At 66.5% G+C, this 15,965-nt stretch carries 13 protein-coding genes; 1 reads left to right on the forward strand and 12 read right to left on the reverse strand.

Annotation, left to right across the window (positions count from 1 at the left end; genetic code table 11):
* Positions 1 to 102: 102 nt before the first annotated feature.
* Positions 103 to 1,071 carry a LysR family transcriptional regulator gene (locus ACYVGK_RS00150; protein WP_460731193.1) on the forward strand — a complete coding sequence of 323 codons (969 nt, stop codon included), beginning with the start codon at positions 103 to 105 and terminating at the stop codon, positions 1,069 to 1,071.
* Positions 1,072 to 1,077: 6 nt separating this feature from the next.
* Here ACYVGK_RS00150 and ACYVGK_RS00155 read toward each other — a convergent pair whose 3' ends face one another.
* From ACYVGK_RS00155 to ACYVGK_RS00210, 12 genes are all read right to left on the reverse strand, one after another.
* Positions 1,078 to 2,007, reverse strand: a complete 930-nt coding sequence (locus ACYVGK_RS00155; RefSeq protein WP_460731194.1) for a hypothetical protein — start codon at positions 2,005 to 2,007, stop codon at positions 1,078 to 1,080.
* 18 nt (positions 2,008 to 2,025) lie between these two features.
* The gene (locus tag ACYVGK_RS00160) at positions 2,026 to 4,437 is read right to left on the reverse strand and encodes an LTA synthase family protein (protein ID WP_460731195.1); all 2,412 of its coding nucleotides are present in this window, start codon (positions 4,435 to 4,437) and stop codon (positions 2,026 to 2,028) included.
* Between the two features lie 7 nt (positions 4,438 to 4,444).
* Positions 4,445 to 5,728 carry a YaiO family outer membrane beta-barrel protein gene (locus tag ACYVGK_RS00165; RefSeq protein ID WP_460731196.1) on the reverse strand — a complete coding sequence of 428 codons (1,284 nt, stop codon included), beginning with the start codon at positions 5,726 to 5,728 and terminating at the stop codon, positions 4,445 to 4,447.
* Positions 5,729 to 5,785: 57 nt separating this feature from the next.
* Positions 5,786 to 7,324, reverse strand: coding sequence for a glycosyltransferase family 2 protein (locus ACYVGK_RS00170; protein WP_460731197.1), 1,539 nt, complete (start codon positions 7,322 to 7,324; stop codon positions 5,786 to 5,788).
* Complete coding sequence (locus ACYVGK_RS00175; RefSeq protein ID WP_460731198.1) at positions 7,321 to 8,385, reverse strand: HEAT repeat domain-containing protein; 1,065 nt, start codon at positions 8,383 to 8,385, stop codon at positions 7,321 to 7,323. Before ACYVGK_RS00175 ends, ACYVGK_RS00170 begins: the two co-directional genes overlap by 4 nt.
* Positions 8,386 to 8,435: 50 nt before the next feature.
* Complete coding sequence (locus ACYVGK_RS00180) at positions 8,436 to 9,425, reverse strand: tetratricopeptide repeat protein (RefSeq protein ID WP_460731199.1); 990 nt, start codon at positions 9,423 to 9,425, stop codon at positions 8,436 to 8,438.
* 329 nt (positions 9,426 to 9,754) lie between these two features.
* Positions 9,755 to 10,360, reverse strand: coding sequence for a lysophospholipid acyltransferase family protein (locus ACYVGK_RS00185; protein ID WP_460731200.1), 606 nt, complete (start codon positions 10,358 to 10,360; stop codon positions 9,755 to 9,757).
* Between the two features lie 39 nt (positions 10,361 to 10,399).
* Positions 10,400 to 10,819, reverse strand: coding sequence for an alternative ribosome rescue aminoacyl-tRNA hydrolase ArfB (arfB, locus tag ACYVGK_RS00190; RefSeq protein WP_460731201.1), 420 nt, complete (start codon positions 10,817 to 10,819; stop codon positions 10,400 to 10,402).
* A 293-nt stretch (positions 10,820 to 11,112) separates the two neighbouring features.
* Positions 11,113 to 11,835 (reverse strand): pseudouridine synthase, encoded by a 723-nt coding sequence (locus ACYVGK_RS00195; RefSeq protein ID WP_460731202.1) that lies wholly within the window; start codon positions 11,833 to 11,835, stop codon positions 11,113 to 11,115.
* Between the two features lie 227 nt (positions 11,836 to 12,062).
* Positions 12,063 to 13,478: a diguanylate cyclase domain-containing protein gene (locus ACYVGK_RS00200; protein ID WP_460731203.1), complete on the reverse strand. Its 1,416-nt coding sequence runs from the start codon at positions 13,476 to 13,478 to the stop codon at positions 12,063 to 12,065.
* A 77-nt stretch (positions 13,479 to 13,555) separates the two neighbouring features.
* Positions 13,556 to 15,232 (reverse strand): ubiquinone biosynthesis regulatory protein kinase UbiB, encoded by a 1,677-nt coding sequence (ubiB, locus tag ACYVGK_RS00205; RefSeq protein WP_460731204.1) that lies wholly within the window; start codon positions 15,230 to 15,232, stop codon positions 13,556 to 13,558.
* Complete coding sequence (locus ACYVGK_RS00210) at positions 15,229 to 15,885, reverse strand: ubiquinone biosynthesis accessory factor UbiJ (protein ID WP_460731205.1); 657 nt, start codon at positions 15,883 to 15,885, stop codon at positions 15,229 to 15,231. The genes ubiB and ACYVGK_RS00210 overlap by 4 nt, the downstream gene beginning before the upstream one ends.
* Between the last annotated feature and the right edge of the window lie 80 nt (positions 15,886 to 15,965).

Here is a 15,965-nt window from a genome sequence, read left to right on the forward strand (position 1 = left end):
TTTGTTGTAACGAGTGAGGCGAGACCATGCGGTCACGTGTGTTATAAGGCAATCAAGTTTTTTCAATACATCTCATTTGGTTTATTAATATCTGACGAAACGATGTCAGCCAAACCGCCACCCGCGCCCCGCTTTGCCTACAAGGGCGACCGCCTCAAGCCGCTCCGCGCCTTCTGCCAGACCGCGCGCCTGGGTTCGATTTCGCGGGCCGCCGAGGCCCTGTTCCTCAGCCAGCCGGCGGTGACCCTGCAGCTGCAGGCGCTGGAACGCGACCTCGGGGTCCGGCTGCTGGAGCGCAGCGGCCGCCGCATCACCCTCACCCGGGAGGGTCAGGAGCTGTACGACCTGGCCCGACCGCTGGTCGAGGGCCTGGACGGGCTGGACGCCGCCTTCCGCGACCGCATCGGCGGGCTGGATGCCGGCGAGCTTCACGTCGCGGCAGGCAGCTCGACCATCCTCTACCTGCTGCCGAAGATCGTCGAAGCCTTCAAGGCCCGGCACCCCGAGATTCGCCTGAGCCTGCACAACGTCACCGGTGCCGGCGGACTGGAGCTGCTGCGCTCGGATGCGGTGGACCTGGCGGTGGGCTCGATGCTCGACGTGCCCGGCGACCTCGACTACGCCCCGGTCTACCGCTTCGAGCCGATGCTGATCACGCCGCGCGACCACCCCCTGGCGACCAAGACCAACCTCACGTTGCAGGACCTCTCGCCCTACGGCCTGATCCTCCCACCGCAGCGCCTGACCACCTACCGCCTGGTCGACCTGGTGTTCCAGCAAAACCGCGTGCCCTACACCGTGGCGCTGGAAGTCGGTGGCTGGGAAGTGATCAAGCAGTACGTGGCGATGGGCCTGGGCATCAGCATCGTCACCGCGATCTGCCTGACCGATGCGGACCGCGAACGCCTGGCCACTCGCTCGCTGGCGAAGTACTTCCCGTCGCGCAGCTACGGCGTGGTGGTGCGCAAGGGCAAGTTCCTGTCACCACAGGCACGCGCCTTCAGCGAGTTGATCAAGCCGGCGCTATTCGAGCGCGGCGGGTATTACGAGACCGGGCAGTCGGAGCGCTGAGTTCCGCTACTTCTTGGCTTGCGTGTCGACCCATTCGCGATAGCCGCGGTAGTGATGCAGCGCGAAGCCGGCGAAGGCTTTCGACTTCGCGTACGCAGCCTGCGCGGTCTCGATCTCGCGCTGCAGGTCCGCTTCTCGGCGGTGATTGAAGGTCACCTTCTTCAACTCATTCGGCGTCAGTTCGAGTCCGATAACGACCTGCTTTCCCGCCTGCTCCGCGTACGTCATCTCCTTGGCCGCATGCGCGACGATGCCGTCGTTGCCATCGGCATGGTCGCGGTAGTCCATCAGCGCGACGTAGTCGTAAACATCGGCGAGGTGTTCGCTCGCCGGTCGCGTGCGGCCGTGCCATTGCACTTCGATGCCGTCGAACCAGAACGGAATCGCGGGGCCAACCGCCAGGTTTTGTCCCGAGTCGTGCTTCAGCTTCATCCACGCCGCGCTGACCTCGAGGAAATCGCGCAGCAGGTTTTCCCGATTCGCGTCATTCCACTCGTCGAGCAGATGCGGCTCGATGTCGAGATTGACGCCATCAAAGCGTGCATCGCGCGGTGCCTGCGTGTTGTAGTCGAGCACGCGCTGGAGCATCGCGGTAGCCGTCGACCGTTGCTCGGGCAGGATGTAGCGCTCGGTATTGAGATAGGCCGATCCCAACAAGGCATAGACCTTGAAACCACGCCGGTGCGCATCGGCGATGAAATCGCGATAGCGCTGCGGTTGCTTCGCGAGCAGATTGCGGCCTTCCCACGCATCGGCGTAGAGGTAGAGCGTGTCGACGCCCTTGGCCCGCAGGAAATCGAACGCGGTAGTGGCCTCCGCACTCGATTCCAGCATCGCGTAGCTGTCGCGCTCCCAGGTCCACACGGCGCGAGGTGCAGCGAAAGCGGAAGCGGACAGCGTTCCCAGCAACAGCATTGACCACGCCAGTCCGCGCATCGTTCGTCTCCGTCGGGATCAGGGCCGCGCCAGCGCGCCGCCGCCGGGTGCACAACAGCGCACTTTCACTGGGATGCGATACAGGCCCTCGCCTATCCGCCGTCCGGTATCGGGATGCGACGGCAGCACCGCGATGAAATAGCGTCCGGACGGCAGTCCGTCCAGCTTCACCTGGAAGCTGGCCACACCGCTTGCGCCCGCGGCCAATTGCAACGGCGCCGCATAGCTCTCGCGAAGTTCGCGCCCCCCCTCGTCGCTGAGCACCAGCAATGGCACGAACGGCGCACTGCGGATCGTGGTTGCATTTGTGAAGCTTGCCCCGACCGCCATCAGATCCGTATCGGCGCCGACCGGAGCATCGATATCGTGCGCGTACAGCGCGTGCGGCGTCGACGTTGGATGCGCAGCCGACGCTTCGGTCGCGGGCCTGGAGACCGCCGCAGGCTCGACATACGCCACCAACTGCGGCGTGGCTCCTTCGGGAGATAGCCTGAGGCGCTGCGCGAAGTTGCGATTTGCCTGTTGATATCGGGCAAAGCGCTCGAGCACCTGCTGTTTCACCGCCGCGTCTTCCACCGGCGCAATGCGCATGCCGTCTTCCAGGCGGTACAGCTGCTCATGACTCACGAACCATGGCCCGGCCACGAAATCGGCCAGGATGGTCTTGGCGTGCTTGAGCGGAATGTCATGCGTGCTGCGGAACTCCTGGCCCGTGTCGAGTCCGATGCCGGTCCAGGTGGCCTGCGCGGGACGCTGCAACCCGTAGCCGTGGGCGAGGAAGGCGAGCAGCGACGGCGTGATGTCCAGGTGTGAGGACACGGCGCGGAAGCGTTCCGGTTGCCGCAACAACGGCGAGAACACGATCAGCGGCACGTGATAGCGCTCGATCTTCGTGTCCATCGGAATTTCCGGCAGGCGATGATCGCCGGTAATCACGAACACCGTGTTCTCGTAGCCCGGCGCCTTGCGCGCGGCTTCGAAATAGCGGCGCAGGGCGTCATCGGTAAACAACACCGTCGAATAGATGTCGGAGAACGCGCGATACCCAGCCCTGTCGGCCTCGGCGATACCCAGCGCCTCCAGTCGTTGTTCGACGCGCCGACGGTACGCGTCCTGTCCGGCGAACCGGTACGAGGTATGCATCGACATCGTCTGGATCACGGTAATCGTCGGCTGGCGGGTTGCAGCCGCCACCGGACCGTCCGCGAGCACGCGCGCCACCAGCTCGCCGTCGTCGTAACCCCAACTGCTGTAGGGATTGCGCCGATAGCTTGACTCGAAATTGTGGATGTCGACGATGCGCTCCATGCCCTGCTGCTGCAGGTAGACGCGTTCGTTGTCGAAGGTGACATCGCTGCCGGCGTAGAAGCGCAGTGCATAGCCCTGGCGCTTGAGCACATTGAGCAATCCGGCGTGCGGCGGCATGCGCGCGCCCAGTGCCGCAAAGCCCTTCTCGCCGAACGGCAGCGAGCCGAACACCGACGGCAGCACGCCGAAGGTGCGGCCCTGAGTGGCGAGGAAGTTGTCCCAGTACAGGCTTTGGCCGGCGAGTTCGTCCAGGAAGGGCGTGAAGCTGCCGCGCGCGGCGTCCGGCCCGGAGAAGGTACGGCCGAGGCCTTCGACGACGATGAACACCAGGTGCGGCGGTTGTGCCGAAGCCCGGTTGAAATAGGGACCGAGCGCGTCGGGAGTCTGGTCGGGATGCAGGAACGGGTAGTCCGGATCGGCCGGCGCCGTGCTCGCCGCAACGGTGGCGATCGGCGCGGTGCCCGTACCTACTGGCGCGCCGCTGAAGTAACGCAGCGAGTCGCCGATGAAATATGCAGTCTTGTTGCGCATGACGTTCTGCACATCCTCGCTCGCGCGCAGCGGTGACGGCAGCGGCAGCAACCACAGCGCGATGCACGCGACCAGCACGGCCACGCTGAGACGCGGCATGAAGCTTGGCCTGAATCGCATCAGCCCCGCCAACGCCAGCCACAACACCAGTAGCGGCAACCACCATCCGGTCAACGCCGCGACGTCACCGCGCAGGCCGCCGTCCGCAGTGGTCGTGATCTCCTGCCAGGAATAGCCGAACAGATCCGCGCCCAGCGGCACCCGCGCCGAAATGAAGTACTGCTCCAGCGCAACCGCCACCAGCAGCCACGCCGACCACAGCAACGCGACCGCGACATAGCGGCCGCGCCCACTGCGCAGGCGCAGCAGCGGCCACGACAACAAGCACAACAGCGGCAGGCTGCGAGCAAACACCACAGCATCGACCCACAGCGCCGACCCAAGCAGCTCCGCTGGATTCACCAGGATCGGCGCCGCCGGCCATTCCAGCCACAACGCCCATGCGCGCAGCGCCAGCAGGCCCGCCAACAACGCGGGCGCGCAGATCAGGAAGCGGGTGATCGGCGCAGGCCGCGTGTCGTTCGCGTCCATCGCGATCTCACCAGCGTGAATAGAGCATGGCCGAGACGCTGCGCTCGTCGAAGCCATCCACGTCGTTGGCGAAGCCCGCGCCCAGCTTGACGCCCCACTGCGGCGCAAAGAACTTCACGTACGACACGCTGTAGGAGGAGTGGCTGCTGTCGACCACCCGATCGAAGCCAGTGGTGTCTAGCTCGTGGCTGCGGCCGTGACTGATGCTCGCTTCGAAATAGTCGTCGGCATTGCCGGCGTAGTACCAGCGTAGCTGCCCCCGGTGGTTCAGGCTGCCCGAACCGACGCCCGGCACGTGCAGTGCGCGATAGCGTGCATAGAAGTCGCCCCAGTAGCGGCCGACGCCAACGCCGTACATGTCGGTGTCGGAGCCGTCGAATTCGAGATGGTCGTAACTGCCCGACAGTTCCCAGCCCTGGCCCACGCCCTGAAACAATTCCACTCGCCACGCATTGTTCGGGAACAGGCCATCGTCCGGTCCGCGCTGGTAACGCACATTGGCGTAGGCGCGTTCCCACAACGACGCGTACCCGTCCAGCGCCCACGCGGTGTCGTGCTCGCCGAAGCGGTGCGCACGCAACATCTCCAATGCCAGCGAGCCGCGTTCGAACTTGCGCCGCAGCGAGGCTTCGTATTCGTTCCAGTTCGCGCGCGAGGAAGGATCGAAGCTGGTGTGTGTCCCGCCCACGCGCAGCAGCCAGCGATAGCCGGCCGGCACCGCGGTCTCCTGGTCGGCGATGCGCGGCTGCAACGATGCGAGATAGTCGTCGACCTGCGCGGGATCGGCACCGCGCGTGCGCGCGGCTTCAAAGTCCGCGCGCGCGGCGGCGAAATCACCGGCGGCACGATGCGCGCGACCCAGCGCGATCGACGCGGCCGGATCATCGCTGCGCAGTTCGGACCAGCGCGTGTACGCGGTCGCCGCCTGCTGCGGTCGATCGCTCCACAGGTACATGTCGCCCAATCCCGACCACGCATCGGCGTAGTCGGGCTTCGCGGTCGTGACCGCGACCAGATCCGCTTCGGCTTCCGGCCAGCGCTTCATCCAGGCGAAGGTGCGGCCGCGGGCGAGCTGCACGTCGGTGTTGGTCGGCGATTGCGCCAGCATCATGGTGTACAGCGCGACCGCTTCCTCGCGCCGGCCGTTGGTCGCGAGTTCGCGCGCGCGGGCGAACTGCTGTTCGTAGCTCTCGCTGCCTGCGGCGTCCTGAGCGAACGCGGCAGGTGCCATCGCCACCGCGCAGGCAAGCATCAGGGCCTTGGCGGTCAGGCGGTGGGGGCGATGGCGCATGGGGCACTCCATTGTCGGCATGAAAGAAAACCTTTTCGTCCTCGGCGATCGCATCGCTCAGTCCACCGATTGCTCGGCGGGCCGCTGCGACGTCGTCGGCTGCCAGGTGCGGCCGACCCCGGCCAGGTGCGGTGGCGGCGCGGATTCGTCCGGCATGCCCTCGTGCTGCCAGGTCGCGTTGCGATGCACGCGGCCCCAGCGCGAACGACCGCGCAGCTTGGTCAACCAACGCAGCAGGCCCATGAAGCGCCATACCGAAGTCAGCTGGCGATAGCCGAAGTTCTCGAAGATCGCGATCAGGAACAGCTTGAGCTGCTGGCCCGGACGCGGATACAGGTGGAACGACAGCTCTTCGAGTACCAGCGCGTTGGTGGAAAGCAGCACGCCCAAACCTACCGAGGCGAACAGGAACACGAAGAACGCCTCCGGCGAGAGCACGCCGGCCAGACCGAGCACGATCATCGACACGTAACCGACCACTTCGATCACCGGCCCGATGCATTCGAACAGCAGCATGAACGGGTACGCGAGCCAACCGACCGCGCCGCCGTTGCGCTGGAACATCAGACGCCAGTTCGGCAACAGGCTTTCGGCCAGCCCCTGTTGCCAGCGCATGCGCTGGCGGCGCAGCGAACCGAAGTCTTCCGGCGCCTCGGTCCAGCAGATCGGATCGGGCACGAAGGTGATGCGGTAGTCGCGCTTCTCCTCGCGCAGCTGGCGATGCAGGCGCACCACCAGTTCCATGTCCTCGCCAACCGTATCGCCGTGATAGCCACCCGCCGCGATGACGCGCTCCTTGTAGAACACGCCGAACGCACCGGAGATGATCAGCAGCGCGTTCATCGGCGACCAGCCCAGGCGCCCGAACAAGAACGCACGCAGGTACTCCACGGTCTGCACCAGCGGCAGGATCTTCTGCGGCAGTTCGACCTTGGTCAGGAAGCCGTCCTTGACCTGGCAACCGTTGACCACGCGGATCACGCCACCGGCGGCGACCGTGGTCGAATCCTCGAGGAACGGCTGGACCACGCGCGCCAGGCTGTCCTGCTGCAGGATGCAGTCCGCATCGACCACGCAGAACAACGGATAGCGCGCGCAGTTGATGCCGGCATTGAGCGCGTCGGCCTTGCCGCCATTGACCTTGTCGACCAGGCGCACGTTCGGATACGCCGGCGAGGCATAGACCCGGTGCACGTCCTTGGTCTTGATGCGCTTGCGGTAGGCCTCGGGGAATTCGACCAGCGAGAATGCCTTGATCACTTCGTCGAGGGTGCCATCAGTGGAACCGTCGTTGACGACGACGATCTCGAAATTCGGATAGCCCAGGCGCAGCAGCGAGCGGACCGAGGAGACGATCGTGCGCTGCTCGTTGTACGCCGGTACCACAATGCTCACCGGCGGCTGGTACGCGCGGAAGTTGTTCCACATGAACTTCGTGCCGTGCTCGTGCATGTGCCGCACGATGCCGAACATCGAGATGTAGTTGAGCGCGAGGTAGGTCAGGTTGATGACGATGAAGTAGGCGAAGAACACCCACTGCAACCACTCCAGCGTCGCAACCGCGCCCGGCGGCAGGGTCAGCATCGCGGTGCTCATTGGTCCACTCCCATGTTGCGCTCGGCCATCACTTGATCCAGGACGTCGCAGGCGAAGCGGTCGGTCTGGGCGGCACGGATGTTCTGGATGTCTTCGAATTCGACGCCCGGCAAACGGCTAAGTGCCTGGGCGGCGCGATAGCGCACCCACCACTGCGAGTCGGCGAGCAGCGGCAGCAGGTGCTGCGCGTCGACGATCTCGCCCAAGCGGCCGAGTGCAGCCGCGGCGTGCATGCGTACATGCCAACGCGTGTGCGCGAGCAAGCCGCGAACCATATCGAGGTCGTTCCGTTCGGTCATCACCTGCAGGCAGGTCGAGACCAAGTGGTCGTCCGGACGTGACTGCAGGATGTGGCGGATCACCGGTGCCGCAGCGGCGGGGCTGACGTCGGCCAGGAATCGCACCAGGCGCGGCGCGACGTCCGCGTTCGCCTGCAGCGCGACTTCACTCAGCTCCTTGGACACCAGCGCCGGGCTGGCGTCGTGCAGGATCTGCGCGACACCCCCCTGCGGCCAATCGTTGCGCTGCACGATGTGCGGAACCAGCATCGTCACCGCGCGCGCCGGGTCGATGTGCATCAGCGCGCGTGCGGCGCTGAGCGAGATGATCGTGCTGCGGTCGTCGAGGTAGCGGGCCAGTTTGTCGAAATGGGTGCGGCTGCGCAGGTAGCCCAGAGCGATGATCGCCATCACCCGGTTGTGGAAGTTGCCGTGATCGATCGCCACATACAGCTGTCGCTCCAGGTCGATCTCGCGCGCGACGCGCTGCAGGCCGGTGTTGTCGTGCTCGCCCAACGACTGATGCACATGGTTCCACGCGTCGACGAACCCGGGCAGATCGGCATGCGGCAACGCCAGCGGCGAGGTGGCCGCGCCCTGCACGGAATCCAGCAGGACCTGATGCCAGCGCGTTGCGGCGCGGATGCGGTTGCGTTCGCGGCGCATCACTACCTGGCGCATGATCACGATCACGGCCAGCATCACCAGCGCCATCGCGATCACCACCACCCCCAGCCAGAAGGCGAAGACGACGCGCGGAGAGGCGGAAGTCAGGAAGTCCACGGCAGCACCTTTTCCTTTTGCAAAAAACGATTGCGGGAGAAACGGAGTTTTCAGGGCGCGGAGGACACCACCGATGCACCTTCGGTGGAAACGTCGCTCAGCCGTTCGAGCATCTGCTGGGTTTCGGGGTTGTTCGGATCAAGGCCGGCCGCACGCGCGAACAGCGTCTTCGCTTCCACCCGTCGGCCCTGCCGGTAACGCACATGGGCCATGCCTTGGATCGCGGACACGTCGCTGGTATCGGCGCTCAGGATCTGGACGAAGGCCAGCTCCGCGGCATCGAGCTGGTTGTCGGCAAGGCTGCTGTAAGCCAAGCCGTTCAATGCATCCAGGTCGCCGGGATATTCACGCAGCACCTTCTCGAAGGTCGCGCGCGCTTCGGGCAGGCGGCGCAAGCGGTAGTAATTCCAGGCTTCCAGGCGCGCGGCGCGCAGGCCCTTGTTGGGAATCTTTGCCAGCGCATCGAGACTGCGCTGGTAATCGAGCGCGTCAAAGGCCGTCTGGGCGATGTGTTCGTAGTCGAGATCGGCGGCACTCGCGCTCGCCGTGCTGCCGGCGTAATTTCGCGCCTGCTGGGCCAGGTACGTCTGCACATTGCGCGCGCGATGCAGGCCCAGGTAGCAGTGGATATAAGCGATGCCGTCGGCAGCGATCGCCGCTTCGGCGGCGGCCCTGGAGTTCTTCGCATAGTCGTCGCCGAACTTCTGGCCGAGGATGCTGCCCATCGGGAAGCTCCTCACCGTCATGCCGTAGCGCGCGGCGCGTTCGCGCTCCTGCTCGAGCAACACCTTCTCGTATGGCACGTTGGGCTCGAGCAGGCTGATGATGGTAGTCACGCCGCGCTGCTTGAGCGCAATGAAGTCGGCTTCCACCGGATACGGTCCGAGCAGAACGTCTTCGGCTGCGGTCGTGGTGCGCTGCGCGCGCCACGGCTGTACGAAGATGCTGGCCGGATGCAGCAGCACCCAGATTCCCAGCACGCCCAATAGCGCGCAGAGCACGAATCCGATGACGAGGACTCGTCGGCTGGGTCTGAACATTTGGCTCCCCTAAGGCGCGCCGCCGCATTCCGATTGCGGGTCGCGCAGTGATCCTCACGGTGGTCGGCGGCGGGCATTGCGCCCGCCCAGCCGACTACCGTCCCCCTGGCCCCTGTTCCGCTGCCCCTGCGAATTCCCCGCAGCGGCGTTGTGATATGTGACGCATATCTCGTGCCAAACCGGCCATGGGCGCGCTGTGCGTCGCACGCGCAACGGCTGCCGGGGCACGACCGGCAGGTGCAATTTGCGTCACATTGCGACGGGCCGCGCACCGGAAACACCAGAGCGGGCGCATGGGCGGAAACGATGCGCGGCGATGGCGCCGCGACTCAGACGTCGTGCAACTTGCCCTTGGAAACACCGCGGTACCACTCGCGGATGCGCGTCATGTCGGCGGCCATGTCGTCGCCCAGGTCGAACGTCGGACCGATGCCGATGATCTTGTGGCCGTAGTGGAAATAGGCAGGCAACACCGGCACCTGCGCGGCCTTGGCGATCTTCCAGAAACCGGTCTTCCACCGCTCCACCGGTTTGCGCGTGCCTTCGGGCGCCAGGCCGTACCAGAACTGGTCCGCGCGCCGGATCATCGCCGCGGACTGTTCGACCACGCCATGCGCGGCGCTGCGGTCGACCGGCATAACGCCCAGCCGGCGCAGGAAGAAGCCCATCACCGGCACCTTGAACAGCGAGTCCTTGCCCAGGATGCGGATGTCCAAGCCGAGGGCCATCTTCGCCGCCATGCCCCAGATGCCGTCCCAGTTGGAGGAGTGCGGTGCGCCGATCAGCACCAGCTTGGGGATGTCGGGAAACTCGCCAGTCATGCGCCAGCCGCCCAGGCGCAACATCGTGCGGCCGATCCATCGAGCGAGGGCGCTGGACTTCACTCGCGGGGCGTTCGGCGGCAGCGGCAGCACCGTCGGGTTGTGATCACTCATGGGCTGCCGGAGTTCTCTGGTGGGCTGGACCGGGCTGGGTCAGTCCCAGGTCCGGCGCGTGCGGTCGCGTTTGATCGTACTGCGTTCCCGTTTCGCGTCGAGCCGCCGCTGCTTGGCCGCGCGACTCGGGCGGGTGGCGATTCTAGGCACGGGTGCGTGCAGTCCGGAAGCGATGTACGCCGCCAGTCGCTCGCGCGCGTCCTCGCGGTTGCGGTCCTGGGTGCGAAAGCGCTGCGCACTGAGCACCAGTACGCCGGCATCCGTGACCCGCCGGTCGCGCTTGGCCAGCAGACGCAGACGCACGGGTTCGGGCAGCGAGGGCGAGCTGGCGATGTCGAAGCGCAATTCCACCGCGGTCGCCACCTTGTTGACGTTCTGCCCGCCGGGACCGGAGGAGCGCACGAAGCGTTCGACCAGTTCCTCGTCGGGGATCGCGATGGTGTCGGAGATCTGCAGCATCTGGGGATTGTAGGGCGCCGGGCCGGTTCTTCTCGCCAGGGACAGGCAATGCAACACGCCTGTCCTTCTCCCCGCGAGCGGGGAGAAGGTGCCCGAAGGGCGGATGAGGGGCGGGGCTTGCACAACCGCCGACACGTCCCCTCACCCTGCGTTGCTACGCAACTCTGTCCCTCGCTCCACCCCCAGCTCTCGCGCATAGCGCGAGAGCGCTCAGTCGTGCACGCGCCAGTGGCGCGTAAGCGGCACGACTTCTCCCCGCAAGCGGGGCGAGGGAGGATCGAATTGCCGGCACGCTATCCGGCGTAATCAAACAACGCCAGCGCCTTCGCAAACTCCGTATCCACCGGCGCCGTGACCACGACGCGTGCGCCGGTATGCGGATGCATGAAGCCCAACATGCGCGCATGCAGCAGCATGCGATGCACGCCGAGCATGCGGAAGTTGCGGTTGTGGCGGCCGTCCCCGTGACTGGTGTCGCCGATCAGGTGGTGGAAGGCGTGCTTGAGATGCCGGCGGATCTGGCGGAAGCGTCCGGTTTCCGGTTGTGCATCGAGCAGCGCGTAGCGCGAGGTTTCGAAGCCCTGCGACGGCACGGCCAGTTCGCACGTTGCCAGACGGGTGAAGCGGGTAATCGCCGGCCGCTTCTGCGGCTTGCCCGGACCGCCGTCGAGCGGATGATCGATGACGAAGCGTTCTTCGGGCCAGCCGCGACACACCGCCCAGTAATGCTTTTCCACTTCGCGCGACATCATCACCTGCCCAAGCTGCGCGGCAGTGGCGCGATCGAATGCGAGCAGCAGGCAGCCGCTGGTCGCACGGTCGAGTCGATGCACGAGGAAGACCGGCCGGCCCAGCTGCTCGCGCAGGCGGTCGGCCAGGAAGTCGGATTCGCCACCGGCGAGCTTGCTGTCGTGGACCATCAGCCGCGCAGGTTTGTTGACCACCGCGAGCATGTCGTCGAGATGCAGCAACTCGAGCGGGGGCATGGCCTCGGATGGGGATGAGAGTTCGGTCATGTAGCGACAGGACGATGGTGATCGCGCATTGTCGCCCGCCGGCCCGCGGTAAATCCCGGCTGCGGCACCGCTGATACCGCGCCCGCGGCTAGCAGTGGCGAACTACGGGCCTTTCGACGCGAACCAGACCCCACGCTTCGCCGTCGGAACGCAACCTCGAATGCGCATGGAACACGGGCAGCGAACCCAGCTATGCCGCAACCATCACCGCTGAGCTGCCGTCCCGCTCAATGCAACTCGCGCGTCTCCCGCGCATGCGGCTCCGCCACCGCGCCACGGTTGCCTTCCGCCTTGCTGCGATACAGGGCGCGATCGGCCCGATCGAAGACTTCCGTGGCACGTTCGGACAGCCCGCCCATCGGGAACACCGCGATCCCGGCCGACGCCCCCACACTCACCCGGCGTCCGTCGGGAAGCATCACCGGTTCGCCGATCCGATGCAGGACATGGTCGACCTGATGGAACAGCATGCGCGTCGTGCGTTCGCCGCGCAGCAGCAGGGCGAACTCGTCGCCGCCCAGGCGGTAGGCGGCATCCGGCGCGAGCATGCACTGGGCCAGACGTTCGCCAATGCGGCGCAGCACCACATCGCCGGCACTGTGACCGTAGTGGTCGTTGACCGGTTTGAACTGGTCGAGGTCGATCAGCACCAGCGCACTGCTGCGCGGCTTGGCCTGCAGGAGTGCGGCAGCCAGCTCCTGGTCGAAGGACTTGCGATTGAACAGTCCGGTCAGCGCATCGTGGCCGGCCTGCATCAGGTCCTGATCGTGGCGTGCGAACAGGCGCCACGTGCCCCAGCCGAGCATGAGCGCAAGAACATGCAGCAGCACCCGCGCGATGATCGGCAAGCCGCGCACCGCATCCCATCCGGCACGCGGCACGGCCGCCAACTCCCAGCGGCCGCCGCCTGGCAGCGGGTAATACACGGTCACCGGCGCAGCGGTGAATACTGCCGGATCTCCGCTGACCATCGAGTGCGCGTCTTCATTCGAGACGGACCGCACCGCCAGACTCAGGTCATTGCGCGTGGCGATCCCGGCGATATCAGCGAACAGCGGTTCGACGTCGACCACCAGCGACACGATGCCCCAGTAGCGGGTGTCGGTGCCGCCGTCGCCCCGCAGGAATACCGGCGTGCGGCTGACCAGGCCGGTCCCGCCCTGCACCAGCGGCATGGGTCCGGCGACGACCGTGCGCTTGGTACCGATGGCCTGCAGGACCGCCTGATACTGCTCCGGCACATCGGCATAGCGCAGCCCGAGGGCGGCCTCGTTGCCCTTTAGTGGATGGATCAGGGTGATCACGCCGCCGGGAGCGACCGCGATCCCGCGAATCGAAGGATTGGCGCGGACTAGGCGCGAGGCGATCGCGTCGAAGGTGACCTGGTCGATCGGCGTACCCGAGGCGATGACCGCGGAGAGGGTCTCCGGCACGGCCAGTGCGGTCTCCAGCCGCCGGTCGATCTCGTCGCGGGCTTCGCCGAGCGCGCCGCGGATCACGCCGGTGGTTTCCAGCCGCGCCTTGGCATCCACGTAATACGCCAGCACCTGGATCAGCCCCACCAACGCGAGCCAGGCCAGCACACCGGCCAGCACCGGCAGGTACTTGCGGTCGCCTAGCAGTGGCGGACGGACCTTCCCCAAGCGGTAGCTCGCTCGATCCGGGTGGTGCCCGATATTCGCACGGCCCGGGCCGGCCGGCGCAAGTCCCGCTCTGGCCGCTACGACCGCCGCGGCCAGGCCGCGCGCAAGGCCCAGGCGGCGCCCAACACCGCGATCCAGGCCGAGGCGGGCACGCCGAACACGCGCGGCCCGCCGGCTTCCAGCGCATACAGCAACGCCGCCACGACCAGCAGGCCGGTGCCGAAGATCGCCGCGATCGTGCGCCGCTGCGCGCTCTGCAGCGCGCGGGTGAGCGCGCGCAGGTCCTGGGACTGCATGTTCAGCGCGTGCTTGCCCTCGACCTGCTGCTGCAACCACAGATGCAACAGGCGCGGCATTTCCGGCGCATGGGTGACGAACTCGGGCAGGCGCTTGCGGAACTCGCTGGCCAGGCGCTGTGGGCTGTAGCGCTCGACCAGGATCTTCGACAGCACCGGTTCGGCGACCGCCCAGATGTCGATCTTCGGATCGAGCTGGCGGCCCACGCCTTCGATGTTGAGCAGGGTCTTCTGCAGCAGGATCAGCTGCGGCTGCAGGGTGAGTTCGTAACGCTGCGCGGTGCGGAACAGCTTGACCAGCACTTCGGCCAGCGAGATCTCGCTCAGCGGCCGGGTGAAGTACGGCTCGCACACCGCGCGCGCCGCGGCCTCGAGTTCGTCGATGCGGATGTGCGACGGCATCCAGCCGGCCTGCACATGCAGTTCGGCGATGCGGCGGTAGTCGCGATTGAAGATCGCCATGAAGTTCTCGGCGAGGTAGTACTGATCCTCGTCGGAGAGCTGGCCCATGATGCCGAAGTCCAGCGCGATGAAGCGTGGGTTCGCCTTGCGCGCAGGATCGATGTCGACCCAGATGTTGCCCGCGTGTGCATCGGCGTGGAAGAAGTTGTCGCGGAACACCTGGGTGTAGAACACCCGCACGCCTTTCGCAGCGAGCGCATGGCGATCGATGCCCGCGGCATCGAGTGCGGCGACATCGTCGGACGGAATGCCGCGCACGCGCTCGAGGGTCAGCACGCGCCCGGCGCTGTGCGACCAGATCACTTCTGGCACGTACAGGTCGTCGCTGTTCTGCCAGAAGCGACGCAGCACGCTGGCATTGCCGCCTTCGCGCTGCAGGTCGAGCTCGGCCGACAGAGTGTTCTCGATCTCGGTGACGATTTCGCGCGGACGGATCTTGTCGGCGGACGGATGCGTGCGTTCGACCACGCCCGCCACCGCATTGAGCAGGGCGATGTCGGCGGCGATCTGCTTCTCGATGTCCGGACGCAGCACCTTGACCACGACTTCGCGCGACGCGGTAGCGCCTTCTGCATGCAGCGTCGCCGCGTGCACCTGCGCGATCGACGCCGAGGCCAGCGGCGTGGTGTCGAAGCTGGCGAAGGCCACATCGATGCGGCGATTCAACGCCGCTTCGACGATCGCACGTGCGGCCTCGCCGTCGAACGGTGCGACGCGGTCCTGCAACAGCGACAGTTCCTCGGCGATGTCGGACGGCACCAGGTCGCGGCGCGTCGACAGGATCTGGCCGAACTTGACGAAGATCGGGCCCAGCTCCTGCAGCGCCATGCGCAGGCGCGCGCCGCGCGACTGCGCCGCGACTTCGGCCGATGCACGCGGCACGAAGGGACGCGCGAGCTTGAGCCAGCGTTCGGCCGGTGTGTCGTCGAGTAAATCATCGAGCCGATAGCGCAACAGCACGCGGCCGATGCGCCAGGCGCGGAACACCGGCGTCATGCGCGCGTGCTCCGGGACGGGATGGCCCCGCGCAGGCGCTGCACGCGCGCAGAGGCCCGCTCGACATCGTCGCGCAGGGTGTCGACATCGTCGTAAAAGGCATTGAGTTCGTCGCGACCGACCACGTCGCGCGATTCCTCGGTGACGTACTCGGCGGCGTTCACCGCGAACGCGCCACCGGCCTCGCGTGCATGACGCAGGCCGGCACGCAGCGCGTTGGCGATCTGCACGCCGAGCACATCGCCGAACACCGAGGCGAAGGGCTGCTGCCAGTCCGGATCGAAGCGTTCGGCGAGGCGTTGCAGACGGCGGGCAAGATCGGCATCGCCTTCGATGCGCAGCTTGCCCACCGGCGGAGCGTTGTCATTGCGAAAGAACGGCAGCTGCGCGATCAGGCCGCCGAAGGTGCTGCGCACCGAAAGGTCCGCTTCGTGGCCTTCGTGCACGGGTCCAACCTGCAGGCGGTCGCCGGCGACCGTGACCTGGAGGGCCAGCGGCGGCGCGGCCACGTACAGGGCGACGCTGCGGCCATCGAGGGCGCGCAGGCCATCACGGGTATCGGGGTCCAAAGCCAGGGCGCGGTTGAGCGCGGCTTCGAGCGTTCGGCCGGCCAGCGGCTTGAGCGGATCCAGGGGCGTGGCGCGTGCGGTCATGTCCGCATTGTAACGTTCGGACCCCTTGCCTCATCGCGCCAATCATCCCGGCGGGAATCACACCAGCCGCGGCCCCTCTC

This window comes from Lysobacter tyrosinilyticus, assembly GCF_054779815.1.